The sequence below is a fragment of the Pseudomonadota bacterium genome (assembly GCA_016195085.1).
Classification (GTDB): Bacteria; Pseudomonadota; Alphaproteobacteria; order SHVZ01; family SHVZ01; genus JACQAG01.
Map to the genome: position 1 here is coordinate 61,606 of JACQAG010000048.1, position 19,008 is coordinate 80,613.

18 protein-coding genes are annotated in these 19,008 nt (G+C 64.2%); 2 read left to right on the forward strand and 16 right to left on the reverse strand.

All coding sequences use genetic code 11. The annotated features are described in order from the left end of the window. Nucleotides 1–5: 5 nt before the first annotated feature. From HY058_14980 to HY058_14995, 4 genes are read right to left on the reverse strand one after another with little or no spacing between them, the layout of a single operon-like run. Nucleotides 6–1,025 carry an aldo/keto reductase gene (locus HY058_14980; GenBank protein ID MBI3498600.1) on the reverse strand — a complete coding sequence of 340 codons (1,020 nt, stop codon included), beginning with the start codon at nucleotides 1,023–1,025 and terminating at the stop codon, nucleotides 6–8. A gap of 14 nt (nucleotides 1,026–1,039) precedes the next feature. After that, entirely contained in the window at nucleotides 1,040–2,383 is a 1,344-nt protein-coding gene (locus HY058_14985; GenBank protein ID MBI3498601.1) for a Rieske 2Fe-2S domain-containing protein, read from the reverse strand. Between the two features lie 34 nt (nucleotides 2,384–2,417). Continuing rightward, nucleotides 2,418–3,545 carry an ABC transporter ATP-binding protein gene (locus HY058_14990; GenBank protein MBI3498602.1) on the reverse strand — a complete coding sequence of 376 codons (1,128 nt, stop codon included), beginning with the start codon at nucleotides 3,543–3,545 and terminating at the stop codon, nucleotides 2,418–2,420. Between the two features lie 19 nt (nucleotides 3,546–3,564). Further along, nucleotides 3,565–5,304 carry an iron ABC transporter permease gene (locus HY058_14995; GenBank protein MBI3498603.1) on the reverse strand — a complete coding sequence of 580 codons (1,740 nt, stop codon included), beginning with the start codon at nucleotides 5,302–5,304 and terminating at the stop codon, nucleotides 3,565–3,567. A 155-nt stretch (nucleotides 5,305–5,459) separates the two neighbouring features. Between HY058_14995 and HY058_15000 the strand changes: the two genes are divergently transcribed. Next, complete coding sequence (locus tag HY058_15000) at nucleotides 5,460–6,512, forward strand: extracellular solute-binding protein (protein MBI3498604.1); 1,053 nt, start codon at nucleotides 5,460–5,462, stop codon at nucleotides 6,510–6,512. Nucleotides 6,513–6,540: 28 nt separating this feature from the next. On the opposite strand, the gene HY058_15005 is transcribed toward HY058_15000, so the two are convergent. Then, nucleotides 6,541–6,693, reverse strand: a complete 153-nt coding sequence (locus HY058_15005; GenBank protein ID MBI3498605.1) for a DUF1127 domain-containing protein — start codon at nucleotides 6,691–6,693, stop codon at nucleotides 6,541–6,543. Between the two features lie 168 nt (nucleotides 6,694–6,861). Beyond that, nucleotides 6,862–7,902 carry a superoxide dismutase gene (locus HY058_15010; GenBank protein MBI3498606.1) on the reverse strand — a complete coding sequence of 347 codons (1,041 nt, stop codon included), beginning with the start codon at nucleotides 7,900–7,902 and terminating at the stop codon, nucleotides 6,862–6,864. Between the two features lie 131 nt (nucleotides 7,903–8,033). Here HY058_15010 and HY058_15015 point away from each other — a divergent pair, with 131 nt between their 5' ends. After that, nucleotides 8,034–8,948 (forward strand): transcriptional regulator GcvA, encoded by a 915-nt coding sequence (locus HY058_15015; GenBank protein MBI3498607.1) that lies wholly within the window; start codon nucleotides 8,034–8,036, stop codon nucleotides 8,946–8,948. Between the two features lie 21 nt (nucleotides 8,949–8,969). Here HY058_15015 and HY058_15020 read toward each other — a convergent pair whose 3' ends face one another. From HY058_15020 to HY058_15065, 10 genes are all read right to left on the reverse strand, one after another. Then, nucleotides 8,970–9,611, reverse strand: coding sequence for a DUF1080 domain-containing protein (locus HY058_15020; GenBank protein ID MBI3498608.1), 642 nt, complete (start codon nucleotides 9,609–9,611; stop codon nucleotides 8,970–8,972). A 42-nt stretch (nucleotides 9,612–9,653) separates the two neighbouring features. Then, entirely contained in the window at nucleotides 9,654–10,250 is a 597-nt protein-coding gene (locus HY058_15025) for a Fe-Mn family superoxide dismutase (protein MBI3498609.1), read from the reverse strand. A 145-nt stretch (nucleotides 10,251–10,395) separates the two neighbouring features. After that, nucleotides 10,396–11,607, reverse strand: a complete 1,212-nt coding sequence (gene chrA / locus HY058_15030; protein ID MBI3498610.1) for a chromate efflux transporter — start codon at nucleotides 11,605–11,607, stop codon at nucleotides 10,396–10,398. A gap of 52 nt (nucleotides 11,608–11,659) precedes the next feature. Further along, on the reverse strand, nucleotides 11,660–12,079 hold the full coding sequence (locus tag HY058_15035) for a hypothetical protein (protein MBI3498611.1): 420 nt from the start codon (nucleotides 12,077–12,079) through the stop codon (nucleotides 11,660–11,662). Between the two features lie 13 nt (nucleotides 12,080–12,092). After that, nucleotides 12,093–13,265, reverse strand: coding sequence for a chromate efflux transporter (gene chrA / locus HY058_15040; GenBank protein MBI3498612.1), 1,173 nt, complete (start codon nucleotides 13,263–13,265; stop codon nucleotides 12,093–12,095). A 413-nt stretch (nucleotides 13,266–13,678) separates the two neighbouring features. Continuing rightward, entirely contained in the window at nucleotides 13,679–14,986 is a 1,308-nt protein-coding gene (gene oxlT, locus HY058_15045; GenBank protein ID MBI3498613.1) for an oxalate/formate MFS antiporter, read from the reverse strand. Nucleotides 14,987–15,213: 227 nt separating this feature from the next. After that, nucleotides 15,214–16,257, reverse strand: coding sequence for a Gfo/Idh/MocA family oxidoreductase (locus tag HY058_15050; GenBank protein MBI3498614.1), 1,044 nt, complete (start codon nucleotides 16,255–16,257; stop codon nucleotides 15,214–15,216). A 3-nt stretch (nucleotides 16,258–16,260) separates the two neighbouring features. Then, the gene (locus HY058_15055; protein ID MBI3498615.1) at nucleotides 16,261–17,094 is read right to left on the reverse strand and encodes an amidohydrolase family protein; all 834 of its coding nucleotides are present in this window, start codon (nucleotides 17,092–17,094) and stop codon (nucleotides 16,261–16,263) included. Then, nucleotides 17,091–18,221: a sn-glycerol-3-phosphate ABC transporter ATP-binding protein UgpC gene (gene ugpC / locus HY058_15060; GenBank protein ID MBI3498616.1), complete on the reverse strand. Its 1,131-nt coding sequence runs from the start codon at nucleotides 18,219–18,221 to the stop codon at nucleotides 17,091–17,093. The genes HY058_15055 and ugpC overlap by 4 nt, the downstream gene beginning before the upstream one ends. Next, the gene (locus HY058_15065; GenBank protein ID MBI3498617.1) at nucleotides 18,222–18,953 is read right to left on the reverse strand and encodes a carbohydrate ABC transporter permease; all 732 of its coding nucleotides are present in this window, start codon (nucleotides 18,951–18,953) and stop codon (nucleotides 18,222–18,224) included. It abuts the gene before it with no gap. Nucleotides 18,954–19,008: the final 55 nt, after the last annotated feature.

A 19,008-nucleotide genomic window follows, 5' to 3' on the forward strand; every position in this document is an offset into this window, starting at 1 on the left:
ATCCGTCAATTGGCGAAATTGCTTTGCCAGACCCGCTCGATCTCGGTCATGACGTCGCTGTCGAGACCGCCGGAAGCTGACGCGGCCGCGATTTCGTCAATCTGGTCGATCGAAGAAAAGCCGCCGAGCACCGTCGTCACGCCGGGATGGGTCAACACGAAGCGATAGGCCGCCTGGGCGAGACTCATCTCCGTTCGCTGCGCCAGGAACTGAAATGTCCCGGCCTTGCGGATCAGAGCCTCCCACGCCGGCGATCCCGTTTCCTTTGGGCGGGCGAGGGGATGAGTTTGCTGGCCTGCTAGACCCGCATCCGACAACGCGCCACCGGCGAGCGGACTGTAGACGGCCACGCCAACATCGACAGCCTGAGCCGCCGCTATGACATCGCCGAAATCGCGGTCGAGCTCGAGCCCGTGCGGCTTCGGCCGGCCGGCGGTGGGATTGAGAAGCGTATAGGGCAGGTTGATGAGCTGGAACAGTTCGGTCGCGAGCAGCTGGCGGACCTCCTCGCCGTCATTGCCGCGACAGACGAACCCGGCATGGCGCGCCTTTCCGGATTTGACGATCCGCCGAATGCCGTCCAAGGCGCCACCCGGCCGCATGAAGTCCTCGAGCCAAAGCGTGGCGTAGGAGCGTCCTTCCATAAGGGGACGCACGGCGACGGGGCCGTTGTGGATCTCAATGGCATCCAGCGCATCGATCCCTAGCCTCTGTAGGCTGTCCTCGGTCGAACGAACGATGCGTCCGGCAATGTCGCCCAGATCCTCGGCGCGGATTTCCACCTTGGACGTCACGAACGGACGGAACTTCAGCTCCTTGAGCACGCGGCCGAGATTGCGCTCGGCCGCACCCGCACCGTAGTCCGGCGCGATGTCGAAATAGTTGACGCCCAGTTCCCAGGCGCGGGCGACGGCATGACGCTGCTCTTCGAAGCTTCCCTTGACCATCAGGCCGGCATTGCCGCCGCAACCGAAGCCGACCTCGGAAAACGAGAAGTCGATCGAGCCGACATGCCGGTATCTCATGGCAAGTGCGCGGGTTAGCGCCTGGCATCGACGGCAGCGCGGGTTTTCACCTCGTGCGCCTCGATAGCCCGATGCAGCTCTTTGACCTCTTCGATGATCGGGCCATAGCGGTCCACGTCATCGTTCACGAAGCCCTTGTGATAGTACTTTCTGAAATTGTGGCGCAGCAGGGTCTCGGGCTTGGAGAAGTCCGGCGGCGCCTCGTTGCCGTAGATGATGTCCGGGCTGGTGTGGAAGGTGTTCATCGGCTCCTGGCCTTCCTCCACCCGTCGAATCTGCTCATCAAGCTGGCGGCGCAAGAGCACGATGGCGATATCGGTGCGGCCGAGCAGTTCCTGGGTGCGATCGGCGATCGGTCCTTGCGCGACCCAGACGATCGCATCCTGCGCCAGGACATAGTCGAGAATGGGTTCGCCCTTCTCGTTGTGGGTCGGCGGCACGTAATAGGGCACGACATCCTGGCTGGGCGCACCGACGCCAGGCGGGGCCGCATAGACCTGATAGCAGATATGGTAGGTGTGGGTGTCGTCCATGGGCACGCGGATCTGATATTCGCTGCGTGGGGCGCCGGTCTTTCCCGTCTGGGTGTAGAAGGGGAAGACGACGGTCGAATGCTGTTTTTCGTGATCGGATTCCGCGCCGAGCTCCTTCGAATAGCGAATGCCCTTGGCGAATCCGTATTTTGTCTGGTGCGCGTAGAGCTCCTTGATGCCGATCCCTGTCTTCTTGCGGGTATGAAGCGTGTGGAGCTGGCTCGACGCCCGCTCATCGAGCCTTCCCTGCCGTTCCAGGGTGTACTCGAATGCGTGGCCATGGGCATAGGCGCTGTGGGTCGGATCGCCGGTATTCTCCTGGCACTGGAGCCAATTGCAGTCGATCACCATGACGGCGATTTGACGGATCGCATTCGGCCAGACGAACAGATCCCAGCGCGGCAAATCGGGTGCGGGATGCGGGCCCATATAGGCGAAGACCAAGCCTCCCAGCTGGCGCACCGGATAGCCCTTGAGCTTCTGTTTGAGCTCGGCCTTCGGGGTGCGCTCCATCGGCCGCTCGCGGCAGGCGCCGGTCTCGTCATAGAGCCAACCGTGATACGGGCAGCGCAAGCCGCACTCATCGGGGATGCCGTATTGCAGATCGACGCCGCGATGCAGGCACCGATCGCCGATCAGCCCGAGCTTTCCCGCCTTGTCCTTGTAGAGGGTCAGATCCTCTGAGAGGATCCGGACTCTCCTGACGGGGTTTTCCAATAGCTGAGCATAGGGAGCGATCGGGATCCAATAGCGACGCATCAATTCCCCGCAAGGCGTTCCAGGGCCAATGCGGGTCAGACGCTCGTTCTGTTCTTTGGTCAGCATGCTGTACCTCCCAAAGGAGCGGCATTTGCCGAGATCATAGAGCTTTGCCTGCCCGATCGATCCGGTCGTGCAGAATGATGCATTTCTCCGGATCGATGTCGATATGGACCGATCCCCCGACCGGCGTGCGCAGCGAAGGATGCGCCCGCGCCAGGAGCTGGACCCCGTCGATCTTGAGCTTGAAGTCCACGCACTCGCCGAGGAAGATCTTGGCCTCGACGATGCCGGTGAGCGCATTCTCCGAACCGGATTGCGCGCCGGAAGCATCCGAAAGCCGGAGATCCTCCGGCCGGATCGACAGCGAGACCATGGCACCGCCCGAAAGCTCGCCCGCAGCGGCGACGCTGATGAGCCCGATCGGCGTTTCCAAGAGATACCGCTCGCCCTGACGGCCGCGAACGGCGCCCGCGAGAAAGTTCGTATTGCCGATGAAGTCGGCGACAAAGGCGGTGGCCGGGCGCTCATAGATATCGCGGGGCGGACCGATTTGGACAATCCGGCCCTGGTCCATCACCGCGATCTCATGCGACAAGGCAAGCGCCTCGCTTTGGTCGTGCGTCACGTAGACGGTCGTCAGGCCAAGCTCGCGCTGAATGGTCTTCAGCTCGAAGCGCATCTTCTCGCGCAGCTTGGCATCCAGGTTCGACAGGGGCTCATCCAGCAGCAGAAGCTTCGGCTCCATCACCAAAGCGCGGGCCAGCGCCAGGCGTTGCTGCTGGCCGCCGGACAGACGGGTTGCTTCGCGATCCGCAAGATGGTCGAGCGAGACCGCGCCCAAGACCTTCATGACCTTGTCGCGAATGTCGAGGCTGGAGAGGTGCTGCCCGCGCACCTGTAGCGGAAAGGCGGCGTTTTCGAACACGTTCATGTGCGGCCAGATGGCGTAGGACTGGAAGACCATCCCGAAGTTCCGCCGGTTCGGGGCCACAAAGATGTTCTGCCGCACCGAAAAGACGATCTGGCCGTTCGCCCGTATTTCGCCCTCGATCGGTCGTTCGAGCCCGGCGATCGAGCGAAGGGTGGTCGTCTTGCCGCAGCCGCTCGGGCCGAGAAGGGTAAACAGCCGCCCTTCGGGGACCGAAAACGTGACGCCGTCGGCGGCCCGGACCGGATTGCCGATGCTGCTCTGGTAGACCGTGCTGAGGCCTTCGACCGTAAGCATGCTCTCCCCGGAGGCGGCTTCAGCTCTCGCTGACGCCAAATCGCTTCGATGCGAGCTGAACGAACATGAGAAAGCTGAATAGAACGACAATCAGCATCACGCCGAACGCCGACAGCTCGACATATTGCCCATTCTGCCAGAACTCCCAGATCATGATCGACACGACTTCGTTCCCGGGGCTGTAGAGGAGGATCGAGCTGGAAAACTCCCGAATCGAGACGATCACGATATAGATCCAGCCCGCCACCAGGCCGGGCTTGAGCAACGGCAGGACGATCCGCCGGAAGACGACGAGCCAGGAAGCGCCGCTCATCGCCGCGGACTCCTCCAGCTCCTTGTGGATCTGCAGCATCGAGGTGCTGTTGTACCGCATTCCATGCGGCAGGAACTTCGTCGCATAGGCGATGAGCATGATCCACAGCGTGCCGTAAATGCCGATGTCGAAGTTCAGGTAGAAGATCATCAGCGACAAGCCGAGCACGATGCCCGGAAAGGCGAGCGGCAGGGATGCGAGCACGTCCAAGACCCACCTTCCCGGGATCTTGGTCTTGATCGTGATCCAAGCGATCGCCGACGTCAGCAGCATGACCAAGGTGGCGGCGCCGACCGCCAGCAGCGCGCTGTTCCAGACCGACCGGAAGAACCCGGGATGCTCCAGCACCCGCTCATAGGCGCCGAGCGAGACGTTCCGCATCGCGGCCCAGGACGGCACCGTGTAGTAGCGCTGCAGCGAGGACCACAAGAGGACGAGAAACGGCAAAACGACGACGACCGCCACATAGGCGAGAAACAGGCTCGCGGACGCATAGCGCCATCGTCCGATATCGATGGTCCGTGGGCGGAAGCCCTTACCGGTGACGGTGGAATACTTGTCGCCCTGCCTGAGGAAACGGGACTGATAGTAGATGCCGCCAGCCGTGATCAGGAGGAGCGTCACCGAATAGGCCGAGGCAAGGCCGATATCGCTCGGGTATCTGTTGACCGCTTCGTAGATGGCCGAGGTGAAGACGCGCAGGCCGATCGGAAGCCCGAGCAAGGCCGGAACCTCAAAGGATTCGATGGCGCGGACGAAGAGGATCAGAAAGGCGCCGAGGATGGCAGGCCATGCCAGCTTCAAGGTGATCCGGCGCGCGATCTGGAAGGTCGAGGCGCCGCTCATCATCGCGGATTCTTCGAGCGAGGGATCCATCGATCGAAAAGCGGCGGTGGCGAGCAGAAAAGCGACGGGCGCATAGTGCAAACCGTCGACCCAGATCATTCCGGTCATCGAATAGATGTTAAAGAGCGGCGCTTCGGCGCCGAACCAGCTCTTTGCAATGAGGTTTAGGATTCCGATCCGGGGACTGGCGAGCATGATCCAGGCGACCGTGAACAGGATGCCGGGGATGACCAGCGGAATGATCGACATCGCGAAAAACAGCGGTTTCAGCGGCGTGTTGGTTCGCTCATTGACCCAGGCGAAGAACGTGCCGATGCACAGCGAAAAGGCCGCCGTGCCGAATGCGAAGGTGAGCGAGGTCGCCAGCAGCTCGAAGGACTCCGAGCTGAAATAAGCGGCGAGGTAGTGCTGCAGCGTGAACGCGGCATGCGCCTGGAGCGTGTCTGCGGTGAGAAAGCTTTGCCAAATGAGGAAGCCGAGAGGGATCAGGGCCAGCCAGGCGACGATCGCGACCGCGATGCCGATGAGGAGCCATTTCGGATCGGTTCGTGGGATGGAACCGCCGTCATTTTCCCGGTGCAGCGCATCCGAGCGCAGCATGGCGTTCCCTTCGTCCGACCGAACATTCCGGACCAAACGATGCGATCTCCGGCCGTTGAAGGCCGGTTGCGTCGGAGATTTTGCAGTAAATCGGCGCGTCCGTCCCGCTAGAATGTCGGTGAGCTGCAGATCAGGGCGGCCGGGGAGGAGCAGGGATGAAATCGTCGCGCATCGCCACGCCCGTGGTCGCCGCCGCCTTCTTGTGGCTCGCCGGCATCGCCAACGGTGCCTGCCAGACGAACAGCGCGCTCTTGACCTCGACCGCACCCAATCGTCATCAGCGGCTGGAGGAAGCGGCCAAGGCCGAACGTACGATGACGCTCTACACCTCGATCGCGCAGAACGATCTTCAGCAAATCATTCGCCCGTTCGAGCAGAAATACGGGATCCGCGTCACGGTCTGGCGCGCCAGCGGCGACAGCGTCTTGCAGCGGGTGATGCAAGAGCAGAAGGCCGGCCGCGCCACCGTCGATGCGATCCATACCAGCGCGCCGGAGCTCGAAGCCCTGTCGCGCGAGGGCGTGCTGCAACCGGTGACCTCCCCGGAGTTTGCCAATCTGCTGCCGGGCTCCGTGCCCAGCCATCGCAATTGGGCGAGCACGCTGTTGTCGGTCTGGGTCCAGGCCTACAACACCAACCTCGTAAAGAAGGCAGATCTGCCGAAGACCTACGAGGATCTCCTCGAGCCAAAATGGAAGGGCAAGCTCGGCTACGAGGTGGAGAATATCGATTGGTTCTCCACCGTCGTCAGGTCGATGGGCGAGGAGAGGGGCCTCAGGTTCTTCCGGCAGCTTGTCGCCGAAAACGGCTTGTCGATTCGCAAGGGCCATTCCTTGCTGAACACCCTCGTCATCGCCGGCGAAGTGCCGCTGGCCCTCACGCTGTACAACTACATGCCGGCCCAGGCGAAGAGCCAGGGTGCGCCGATCGACTGGTTTGCGCTCGAGCCGGTGGTCGCCCGAGCGAACGGCGTCGCCGTCGTCAAGAACGCGAAGAGCCCCAATGCAGCGGCCCTGTTCGAGGACTACATGCTGAGCGAGGCGCAGTCGATCCTGGTTTCGCTCAACTATGTTCCCACCTCGAAAAAAGCCCAATCCCCATTGGCGAATATCGGCGTCGTGATCGCCGATCCGGCGGACAAGCTCGACAATGCCGCAAAATGGGAGCCGCTGTATCAGCAGATCATTCTCAGAAGCCGCCCGAAGTGAAGGGTCTGGCGGTGGCCGCCGGGCGCGCTCACGTGCGCCAGAACGACTTGTAGATTTCCCTTTCCGCATTCAGGCGCGACAGGCCGATGTCGGCAAGCTCGCGGTCGCCCCGCGTCGCCAGATGGTGCCGGCTGCTGGCGCGCTCCTGCCATGTCAGCATCGTCTTCCACAGACGACGCATCCATAGGCTTGGCCGGAACAAGGCCGCCGCCGGATCCCAGGACCGGACCTGGGTGCGGTCCACACCGAGCGTGCCGGGTAAGAGCGGATGGTCGATAAACTGCTGTTGGGTGCACATCCTATGACTCGCTTTCTTGAGTTGTGATGAAATCGCCGCCTATGGCGACGATCAGGTCTCGATCGCGCTCTGCTCGGGCGCCTTCAACACCCGCTCGCCGCCCGCCGCGTACCAGGCGGACAAGCCGCCGCGGACGTATTTCGCATCGAAGCCCCGCTCGCGGAGTGCGGCGGTGACGCTGCAACCGACATGGAAGCCATAGGCGCAGTAGACGAAGACGGGGGTATCGGCTGAGAGCTCCTTCGACCACTCCTCGACGCGGTTCGGATCGCGCCAGCACGCTCCCTGCATCATGTCGACGTTGCGCGAGAAGTAGTGTTTGGGGCGGGCATCGAGCACCTGTACCCGCCGCTCCCCTTTGGCGAGCTCGGCCGATAGCTCCTCGATGGAGATCGAGGGCAGGTTGAGCCGCGCGATCGCCGCGGCATCGGAGCCGGCCGAGAGCCCCTTGACGAAGATCGGGGGTGCCGCCTCGGCGGCCGGATCCGGCCTTGGCGGCGCCGTGCCGCTCGCGTCCATGAGCCGGTCTTCGACCACCTTCCAGTCGATGTTGCGCATGAAGGCATCGATATAGGCGGTGGCGTTCGCGCCGAAGTCCATGTGATAGGCGTGCTCGTACATGTCGAGCGCCAGAATTGGCAACGCGTCGACCAGGGCCTGGGTGTGGTCGAAGCCGACCTGGATATGAAGCCGGCGGTCGCGCCGCGCGTAGCTCAGCAGCACCCAGCCGGAGCCGCCGCGCATCGCCTGGGCGGCAGCCACGAATTCCTGCCGCCAAGCGTCGACCGCGCCGAAATGCTCCTCGAGCAAAGGTGCTATGGACTGGGTCAGCTTGCCGTCGCCGCCCAGATTGCCGAAGTAGAGCTCGTGCAGCGCCACCGAGCCCATGGCGACGAGCTCCTCGCGCTTGAGGGCCCGGAGCAGGTAGCCCTGCGTCTTGGCGAGGTCGAGGCGATCCAGCTCGTCCCGGATCGAATTCAGGGACCTGACGGCACCCCCGTAGTTGTTCTCGTAATGGCTCACGATCAGCCGTTCGGACAATCCGTTCAGCATCCAGGGCCGGCAGGCGATGGGGAGGATGGGCTGGCGCATGGAGGTCTCCTTGAACTTGCGATGGCGCGCCTGGGGCGGCGCCAAGGAGACAGGGAAATAGGACCGGAAAGCCTTGCCGACAAAGCATGCTTTCTCTAGCCTGCCTGAGAATTTCTCATGAAGTCGCCCGCATGCTCCGCCGCCTGCCGCCCTTGAACGCGCTGAGGTCTTTCGAGGCTGCCGCCCGGCATGAGAGCTTCACCCGGGCGGCCGAGGAGCTGTTCGTCACCCAGGGTGCGGTCAGCCATCAGGTCAAGGCGTTGGAGACGGAGCTCGGGGTAAAGCTGTTCAATCGCGAGCGCCAGCGCCTGGTGATCACCGAGGCAGGAAGGCAATATCTCGGCGTCGTCCGCGATGCGCTCGACCGGATCGCGCTGGGGACGGAACGCCTCTTGGAGCGGCAGACATCGGGCGTGCTGACGGTCAGCACCTCGCCTGACTTTGCCGCAAAGTGGCTGGTCAATCGTCTCGGCGGCTTCTCGGAGGCCCATCCGGGGATCGACCTCAGGATCTCGGCCGCCATGCATCACGTCGACTTCGCACGCGAGGACGTCGACCTAGCCGTCCGCCACGGCGACGGCAATTGGGCGGGGCTCCACGTCGAGCGCCTCTGCACCGATCAGCTCTTCCCGGTTTGCAGCCCCAAGCTCCTGACCGGGCGTCATCGGTTGAGCGAGCCCGCGGACGTGCTGAGGTTTCCCGTGCTGCACCTCGACGATCGCACGGAGTGGCCGCGATGGCTGGATGCCGCCGGCGTGGCCGATGCCGAAGTCACGCATGGTCCGGTCTTCAACCGGGCGAGCATGCTGATCGATGCGGCCATCGATGGCCAAGGTGTGGCGCTCGCCCGCACCTCGCTGGCGGCTTGGGATCTCATCAACGGTCGCCTCGTCCGGCCGTTCGCCACGGCCTTGCGGCTGTCGAGGTTCTTTTGGATCGTCTGTCCCAAGGCGACCTCCATGCTGCCGAAGATCGCGACCTTCCGCGCCTGGCTCTTGGCGGAAGCTGCCGAGGATGTGCGGCGCTTGAAGGCGCTCGGTCCTTGAACCCGAGCGTTTCGCCGGCGGTCATGCCGCCGGGGTGATGACCACATCGCGGAACGCTGTCACCGAATCCGCCTTGGTCCAGAGCCCGACCTTGCCGGCGGCGAAGCGCCGGTCGCGGTGGTCGATGAGAGGCTTGTCGTCGAGCCATCCCTGGATGCGCTCGCCGGTCGCAGCGATGCGCACGGTATGCCATTGGCCGAGAGCGGGTGCGGCGACGTTGGCAGAGGCGATCTCGCGGCGCCCGCGATCGTAGGTGTAAAGCCGGAAATTGCCCTCGAGCGCATTGGCGCGGACGACATAGTAACGCCCCTCGGCAAAGCGGAACACCACGCCCCCCGAGGCATCCTCCCGGCCCGAGATCGGCTTGAAGCGCATGGAAACCTCGAGATCGGCGAAGGGCCCCGCCGGAGCGGCGATGACGTTGAACTCGTTCTTGGTGGCGCGCTGTACCAGCGCCGGACCCGGATCGCCCGGCAGATCCTCGACCGCCCATTGGCCGGCGACGACCGCCCAATCGGCGATGCTGCGGCTCTGGAAGTCGTAGCGTGTTGGCGACGCCGCCATCGCCGAGCGGATGCCAGTGCGTGAATATCCGAGGCCGATGGCGGCGCCGGAGAGCGTCGCGGCGAGGGCGCCGCGGCGGGTCATGCGAGGACGCTTCATTTGCCAGTCTCCAGGTCTTGCGTTGACCGTCGAAGGTCTCTTTCAGCTTTCTGCGCTGTACTTGGCGTGCAGCCTTGTCACGTTCTCCCAGCGGATGACCTGCATGAAGGCATCGACATAGGCTGCGGCCCGTGCGCCGTAGTCCATGTGATAGGCATGCTCGTACATGTCGAGGGCCAGGATCGGGCGGCCATTCGCGAGGTTCATGGTGTGGTCGGCGGCCCAGGTGTTGATCAGTCGCTTGTCACGCGGCGACCAGCATAGGAGTCCCCAGCCGGAGCCTCCGCCCTGGGCCTTGCCCATGGCCGCAAACTCCGCCTGCCAGCGATCATAGCCGCCGAAATCCCGGTCGATCGCCTCGGCCAGCGCGCCCGATGGTCTGCCCCCACCCTCGAGGCCGTCGAAATAGACCTCATGCAGGATCATCGAATTCGCGGCCACCAGCTCCTCGCGCTTCAAGCCGTTGACGGTGAAGACCGGGGCGCCGGCCCAATCGAGGCCGGTGAGCTGTGCGCTAATGGCATTCAGACGCTTCACCGCGCCGCTATAGTTGTTCTCGTAGTGGCTCGTCAGCAGCTTCTCCGACAGGCCTTTGATCGCTTTGGGATCGAAGGATAGCGGCTTGATGTCGTAGGTCATGGGCTTGAATCCTGTGTTGGATGCGGTTTGGGCGAGAGCGGTCCGCTCGGTGAGCGCAGCCACCATCGCTGCGCCGGCAATGAGGGCGCTGGCCCGTATGAGATCGCGTCGTTCCAATCCATGGGTCATGTCAGTCCTCCTTCCGTCATCGGGCCAATCGTTCGATACGGTCCCACGTGCTGCTCTTCATAAATCCGATCACAGCACCGCCTAACATCAATGGAAGCGGTCCGACGTTCCGCAGCAGCATGAATCCGACGGTGAGCGCAAGAAGACACCAAGCGAATGGATCGGGAGCTGCATGCGGAGCCATCTGAACGATCGAGACGGCAAGCGCACCGATCACGGCCGGTCCGACCCCACGCATGAATGCCTTCAGCCACTGCAGGTCTTTCATCTTCCGAAGCAATGGGAGGATCGAGAGCATCATCAAGAAAGACGGCAGAAAAATCGCCGCCGCGGCGACCGCAGCCCCCTGCGCGCCGGCGAGCTTGAACCCAACGAAGGCCGCGAGCATCAGGATCGGTCCCGGCGTGAGTTGACCGAGGGCGAGGCCGTCGATGAATTCCTGCTGCGTCAACCAACCCGACTGATTGACGACCTGGTCCTGAATGAAGGCGAGCATGGACAGCCCACCGCCGAAGCTGAACGCGCCAACCTTGAGGAAGAACGTTCCCAGCTCCCACAATCGGGGCAGGTCCGGATTGGATTGCCGTGCAAGGCCGGCGATCGGCATGGTCGATGGGACGACCAGGAGGTCGACCGCGACGTAGGCGGCAGCGGCAGCGATCAGAAGGAGAAGCGACATCGCGCCCCGGCGCCGCGCGTGGAACAGAGCCATTCCGATACAGCCGGCGGCAAAGAGCGCTGTCACGAGGCCGACCGACGTAAACTGCAGAACGGAAGCCGCAGCGATGAGGATCGCGATTTGCGAGCGCTCTTTGATCGTGGCTCTTCCTAGACGGTAGATCGAGGCAGCAAAGATGCCGACAACGACCGGTCCGATCCCGTAGAACGCGCTTTGCGAGGCCGGTAGCGCCCCGAAAGCAACGTAAGCGGCCGTGAGCAGGAGCATGATCAGAAAGGCCGGCAGAATGAAACAAACGCCGGCGAGGATACCGCCGGGCAGGCCCGCCTTAGCGTGGCCGATGAGTATGCCGAGTTGGGTCGCGCCAGGCCCGGGCAGCATGTTGACGAGCGCGAGGCCTTCGACGAATTGCAGCTTCGAGAGCCACTGCCGCTTTTCCTGAATTTCCGTTTGCATGATGCCCATGATGGCCGGCCCACCATAGCTCATGGCGCCGATCTTCAGAAAGACACGGGCAATCTCCGCCAGACCGGCCCGCCGTTCGCTCATGGGCATGCTCCTGACGATGGCATCGCGTCCGGAAACGATCCTCCGAAAACGATTACGACATAGGAACGGTTTCAGTATGAAGACGGCGCAGCAGCGCCTCGACCCGGCCGACGATGAACCTGCGCGCGACCGCATAGTCGTCGCTGACGGCCGGACAGTCGTCCCAGCGCTCGATGGCGACTCCGGGCGGGGCCAGCGCCGTCAGATCGCAGCCGAAGGAGACGATGTGCGTGGCCCGCGCCAGCGCGTCCTTGCTGAGGCGCTGGGGCCGCTTGCCGCGGACGTCGATGCCCTCGCCGAGCAATCCGTCGATGACTTGTTGCGGGATCTCCGCGTCGGGTTCCGGGCCCGACGTCGTGGCCGCGAGCGGAATGCCGCCCTGCAGGGCCAATCGGTTGCAATATTCGGCGGCAATCAGGCTCTTTGCCGCCCCATGCAGGCAGACAAAAGCGATGGCGTGGGGAGCACGCATGTATTTCCTTTCGCTACTGCACCATGACCCAGGTCGGGTTCAGGATCGGGAAGGCGATGAGACCGATAGCGGCGGTGACCGCCATCAGAAGCGGGTTGGATAGCTTCTTCCAATAGAACAGGGCCGCCAGGGAGGCGAGCCCGATGGCGACTGTCAGCCAGTCGCCGATCGCGATCTTGCCCAGGAGGATCGAGGCGCCGGCGATGGTGCCGATGGCTGCGGCATAGGCGCCTTTGACGAAGCCTTGAACGTTCGGATTGCCGCGGTGTCGGATCAGGATCGGTGCCACGATCAGCACCAGGAGGAAGGACGGCAGGAAGATGCCGACGGTGGCAACGAGCGAGCCCCAGAACCCGGCGACGAGAAAGCCGACGAAGGTCGCGGTGATCACCACCGGCCCCGGACTGATCATGCCGATGGCGACTGCAACCAGGAACTGGCGCTCGTCGAGCCATGCGGCCTGCTGCACCAGCCCCTTCTCGAGGAAGGGAACGATCACCAGCCCGCTGCCGAAGGTGAGCGAGCCCGCCTTGAGGAAGAACCAGCCGAGCTGAGCGATGGTAGAAGCGCTGGCCGGGGTCCCGGTCACGCCGATGCTGAGCGGGAGCGCGGCCAATGCCGCTTCCGGCGGAACCTTCCCGCCGCGAAACAGCGTGCCGTAATAGAGCATGCCGGCGATCCCGGCCGCGATGAACAGGATCGCAATTTCCGCCTCCAGGACCACGGTCACCACGAAGCAGATCGCCGCGATGGCCCATTGCGGCCAATCCTCCATGCCGAGCTTGGAGAGCCGCCAGCAGGAATGCAGGATGAGCGCGATCACCGCCGGGCTCACGCCATAGAAGATCGCCGTCACCCAGGAGAGGCCGCCGAAATAGACATAGAGCGCGCCGAGCCCGGCGACGATGACGAAATTCGGCAGGATGAAGCACCAGCCGTCGGCCCAGGCGCCCCAGAAGCCGCAGCGAAGATAGGAGATGTAGATCCCGACCTGGATCGCCAGCGGCCCCGGCATCGACTGGCAGACGGCGATGGCATCGCGCATTTCTTCGCGGGTTAGCCATTGGCGCTCGGTCACCAGCTCCCGCTCCATCTGGCCGACCAGTGCCACCGGCCCGCCGAAGCCAAGCGTCCCCAGCTTCAGGAAGTAGCCGACAAGTTCAGAAATGCGTCCGCGCTCGGCCATGGGTCATGCCCCCCGTTCGAAAACACCTGGAAATCGTAATGATGCGGGGCCGCTGGACGCCGGCAAGCACGCGCATGCTGCGGCGAGCGCGGCTGCGTCTCCGGCACCGGTTCGGCCTGTCGTCGATAGCGGTGATCTGTGGATCACGATGCCCATGCGCCCAGCCCTCGATCTTCGCGAGTGATGGGCAGCGCTTGGACGGAGCACCGTCTTGGGACGCCGGGAGCCTGCCAACCCCGACTTTTTATAGATTAAGCCGGGCTCCCATGGAGATCAAGCCCGGCCGCCCCAACCGGGACAAAACGGCTCCCGATGATCAATCGCTTATCCAGTCGGATCAGCGACTTGCCGATGTCCCGCTGTCCCAGTCCCGGGCACGCGCGGGGCGGGACAGCCATGGACTGGATCCAAGCCTACCCGCCCGATGCGGCCGCGCGCGCCATCAATCGACCACGCATCGGTTTCAGTACGAACAGCGCCAAGAGGCCGGTCAGGATGTCCATGGCGATCACCAGACCGAACACCGGCATCCAGCTGCCGGTCCCCTCATAGATCATGGCGGCAACCGGGGCGCCGAGGATCGAGCCCACACCCTGCGCCATATAGAGAAAGCCGTAATTGGTGGTCGCGTAGGTGGAGCCGAAGGTATCGGTCAAGGTCGAGGGGAACAGCGAGAAGATCTCGCCCCAGCCGAAAAACACCAGACCGGACAGCACGATCAGCAGAAACGGATCGGTGCGGTACTGGAGCATCAGGAAGATCGCCGCACCCTCGAGGATGAAGGCGATCCCCATGGTGTTCTCGCGGCCGATGTGGTCGGAAACCCAGCCGAAGAACGGCCGCGTCAGCCCGTTGGTGATGCGGTCGAAGGTCAGCGCCGCCGGGATTGCGGCCAAGGTCATGCCGAGGATGACGACGGTCGTCTTGGCATCGATCCCGAACGATCGGGCAAAGCTGGTGAACTGCGTGATCACCATGAGACCGCCGGTGGACATCATCGACATCATGATGAACAACAGCCAGAAGGTCGGCGTTTTCAGCATCTCGCGGGGCGTGGCGCCCTCTGTCGCCACGGCGCCGGGGCGCGCCGGCGGTGCGGCGACTTCGCCTTCCTTGGGAGAGCGCAGCATGAGCGCACCCACCAAGCCGATAGCGGCAAAGATCGCGCCGAAGACGACCAGCGTCCGTTGGTAGCCCGAGGCTTTCAGCATGTCGTCGATCGGGAATGTCGTGAGAATGGCGCCGAAGCCATAGCCTGCCGCGACCACGCCGGTGGCGAAGCCGCGCCGATGCGGGAACCATCTGACCATCAAACCGATGATGCCGATGTAGACGATGCCCGTTCCCACACCGCAGAGGAGTCCGTAGGTCGCGTACAGCCCCCAGAGCGTGGCGATGGTCGAGGACGCGATCCAGCCCGCACCGCTCATCAGCGCGCCCAGGCCGATCAGGATCTTCGGCCCCAGCTTCTCCACGAGAAAGCCTTGCAGCGGCGAGAGCCATGTCTGCAGCACGATGAGAAACGTGATCGTCCATTGCACCTCGGAGAGAATGGCACCCGTGGTCTTCTGGAACGATGGCACGAACAGCGTCCAGACATATTGCGGGCTCGAGATCGTCATCATGACGATGAAGCCGAACGCGAGCTGCATCCACGCCGCAGACCTGGCGGCGGTCGCGTCGCCCCGAGAAGCGGTTTCGATTGTTTGGATGTGTGCCATCTTGCCTTCCCTGCTTATTCGCCGTGCAGATGCATCGCGCAGGGTAGAGCCGCAAGGATTATGCCACCGCGAGAGCCCGCGGCGGGACGTGCGCAATCAACGGATTGCGATTGCTGCCCATCGGTTCAGGATTCGGCGCATGCATTTGGTCGCGAGCCGATGGGGCAACAAACTGCCTGATTTTTGGGCTTATCCTGCGCGAGGACGGGTTCGGGACTCCGATGGCGCTATGCGCGCGCCGGCCTCTTCCCGGTCTCATGCAATCCCGCCGCCCAATAGGCGTGCTCGACCAGGCGCAGGGTCTGGAGATTGTCCGCGGGATCGGTTTCGAAGGGCTGGCCGGTCTCCAGGCATTCGATGAAATGCCGGATCACGCCGTCGAAGCTCGCCTGGTAGCCCTGGTCGCGGTCATAGCGCTGGCTCCGCGGCTTCGGCCCGAGGAGGCGGAGCTCGTCGTTCTCGAAAAGCACGCTGGCCGTGCTGCCGAGAATCTCCAGGCGATCGGGCACGCGCGGCTGATAGCCCGCCGCCGCCATGGTGCCGGTGACCACCGCCGAGGCGCCTTCGGCGGTTTCGAGAAAGATGGATGCCATGGTCTCGCCGACGATGTCCGGCACCGTGCGCGTCGCCCGTGCCGCGCCGACCCGAAGCTCGCCCAGGAGATAGCGCATCACATCGAGGTGGTGGATCAGCACCTCGGCGATCATCAGCCGCTTCTCATGCTGCATGAAGGGCTGGCGGTTCAAGGAGAAGCGCAGCCCTTCTGCGTCCGGGAGGAAGCCCGAGTTGATCATCGCCATGTCGGCATGGAGGATGCGGCCGAGGGCACCCTCCTCGATCCATGCCTTGAGCACCCGGTACCACGGCCGAAAGCGCCAGTTCTCGTGCACCATGAGGCGGATGCGGTCGCCCACGCGGCGAACCAGCGCTTCCGATTCCGCCAAGGTGGGCGTCATCGGCTTCTGGCAGAGCACGTCGATGCCGCGCCGGGCGGCGGCTTCGACCCAGGCCGCGTGCGTCTCTCGGGGCGAGGCGATGTCGAGCACATCGATCGCCTCGGCCTCCAGCATGCGGTCGCGGTCCTGATAGACCTTGGCGATGCCGAACTCCTTGGCGCGCGCTTGCCCACGCTCCGGGTCGGGATCGCAGAGGGCGACGAGCTCGACCCGGTTGCCCAGCTTCTGCCAGCCCTTGAGATGGAAGGCGCTGATCATGCCGGCGCCGGCCAGCGCCATCTTGAACGGGCCGAGTTTCTTTGCGCCACCGGTCATTGCTTAAGCTCCAAAGCCGAACAGCCCCATGGGATTCTGCCACAGCACCTGCCGGCGCTGGGCCGGCTCGGGCAGGAAACGCTCGAGGGCCCAGAGCGCCCGATCGTAGCGGAAGCCGCCGGGAAGATTGATGAAGGGCCAGTCCGAGCCCCAGATGCAGCCCTCGATGCCGAAGGCTTCGAGGAGTGCCGCCGCAACCGGGTCGAGATCGGCGAAGCCGTTCTTCCGGTCGGCGATGCGAAACGGTGCCGAGAGCTTGACCCAGGCCTTGCCGGCGCGCCCGAGGCCGAGAACCGCCTGGAAGCCCGGCTGCTTCACCCCGTTGGCGGCATTGCGGATGCCGAAATGGTCGACCAGCACCTTGACGCGGCTCCTGGCCAGCACGCCCGCGATCTCCGCCCATTGAGCGTCGTCGGCGAAGACTTGCGCGAACCAGCCCATCGCCTCGAGTCGCGCCAGACTGCGCGCCGCCGCGGCACCGGCGAGCGCATCGGCGCGATAGCTCTGCAGATTGAAGCGCACGCCGACGACCCCGCGATCGCCAAGGCGCCCAAGCTCGGCCTCCGGCGTCTCCGGGTCGATGACGGCGATGGCCTTGAAGCGGCCGGGAAAGCGCGCCATCGCATCCAGCATGGCGCGGTTGTCGGTGCCATAGCCGCTGGGCTGCACCAGGAGCCCATGGGCGACATGATGCGCATCCAAGACGCCGATGAACTCTTCGGCGGTTCCGGCTTCATCGGCACTGGGCTTGTAGCCGGGGCCGTCGGTGAAGGGAAAGCGCCGGGGATCGATGATGTGCGCGTGGGTATCGATGATGCCGGATACGGGCATGGTCAAGCGCTTGCCTCGCCTCGGCCGATCACCCGCGTCGTCACCGGATCGAAGAGATGCAGGGCGCCGGTGTCGATGAGCATTCGCGCCTTCTCTCCCGGTTTCAGCCTGGTCTCGCGTCCGGTGCGGGCGATGACTTCGACCCCTGGGCCTTCGAGCGTCAGCAGCAGGAGCGTCTCCGCGCCTAAGGGTTCGATCGCCACCACGCGCATGGCAAGGGGCGCCATCCGCGCCTCCGCCAGGCCGGGTGCGGCCTCGTAGAGGTCCTCGGGCCGGATTCCGAGCACCAGTCTTGCCCGAGCCTGGCGGCCGATCGCGGCGGCCGTCGCGCCGGAAAGAGGCAGGGTTGCAGTTCCGAGCCGGAGCCGCGTCTCGCCGCCGCCGGCCTCGAGCGTGGCCTCGATGAGGTTCATCGGCGGGTTGCCGAGGAAGCGGGCGACGAAGGTGTTGACCGGATTGCGATAGACCTGGAGCGGCGGGCCGATCTGCACGACCTGACCTTTGTCCATGATGCAGATGCGATGGCCCATGGTCATCGCCTCGACCTGGTCGTGGGTCACGTAGATCGTGGTGATGCCGAGCTCGTGCTGCTGGCGGATGAGCTCGTTGCGGGTGCTGACGCGCAAGGCCGCATCGAGATTGGAGAGGGGCTCGTCGAAGAGGAAGACCTTGGGCTCGCGCACGATGGCGCGGCCGAGAGCGACGCGCTGTCGCTGGCCGCCGGAGAGCGCGTGCGGCTTGCGCGCAAGGTACGGCTCGAGGCCGAGCTTGCCGGCGGCGGCGCGGACCCGCTTGTCGATCTCATCCTTGGCGACCCGGCGCCGGCGCAGCCCGAAGGCGAGGTTGTTGTAGACGTCCATATGCGGATAGAGCGCGTAGGACTGGAACACCATGGCGATGTCGCGGTCCTTCGCCGGCACCTCGTTCACCACCTTGCCGTCGATCGCAACCGTGCCGGCGGTGATCGGCTCCAGCCCGGCGATCATGCGCAAGACCGACGACTTACCGCAGCCCGAGGGTCCGAGCAGCACCATGAACTCCCCGTCGCCGACGGCAAGGCTCACCGCGCTGACCGCCGCCTCGGCGCTGCCGTCGTAGCGCTTGCTCAAGCCATCGATGGCGACCACGGCCATTCAGCGCACCGCTCCGGCGGTCATGCCTTTGATCATGGTCTCGGAGAACAAGGCGTAGAAGACGATGATCGGCGCGATCGCGATCATGAGGCCGGTCGCGACCATGCCGACATCGAGCTGATGGCTGCCCATGAAGTGCATGAGGCCGAGGGGGAGCGTGCGCTTGTCGTCCTCGGTCAGGAGCACGACCGCGTAAAGGAACTCGTTCCACAGGATGATGAAGTTGAGCGTGACCGTGGTGAACAGCGCCGGAACGCCGATCGGCAGGGTGATGCGCCAGAAGATCTCGAAATCCGAATAGCCGTCCATCCTTGCCGCATCGAAGAGGTCTTGCGGGATCTGCTGGAAGAAGCCTTCGAGGATGTAGACGGTCATCGCGAGATGGCCGGCGACGTAGACGATGACGAGCCCGGTCAGCGTGTTGTAAAGCCGGTATTCCAGGAGGATCTGGAAGAGCGACAGGATCATCAGCTGCGGCGGCAGGATCATGCCCGACAGGATGACGAAGCGGACCAGCCGGCTGCCGCGGAAGCGGTAGCGCGCCAGCGCATGCGCCACCATGGCGGCGATCACCGTCAGCAGCACCACCGCCGTCACCACCACCACCGTGCTGTTCCAGAAATAGGTGCTGTAGTTCGATTTGGTCCATGCCACGGCGAATTTCTCCCAATGCCAACGGCCGGGCCAGGCATAGGGCGAGGCGAAGATCTCCGGCGTGGTGCGGACCGACATCGCGGCCACCCAGAGGAACGGGCCGCCGGTCAGGGCCGTGTAGAGGAGAGGAACA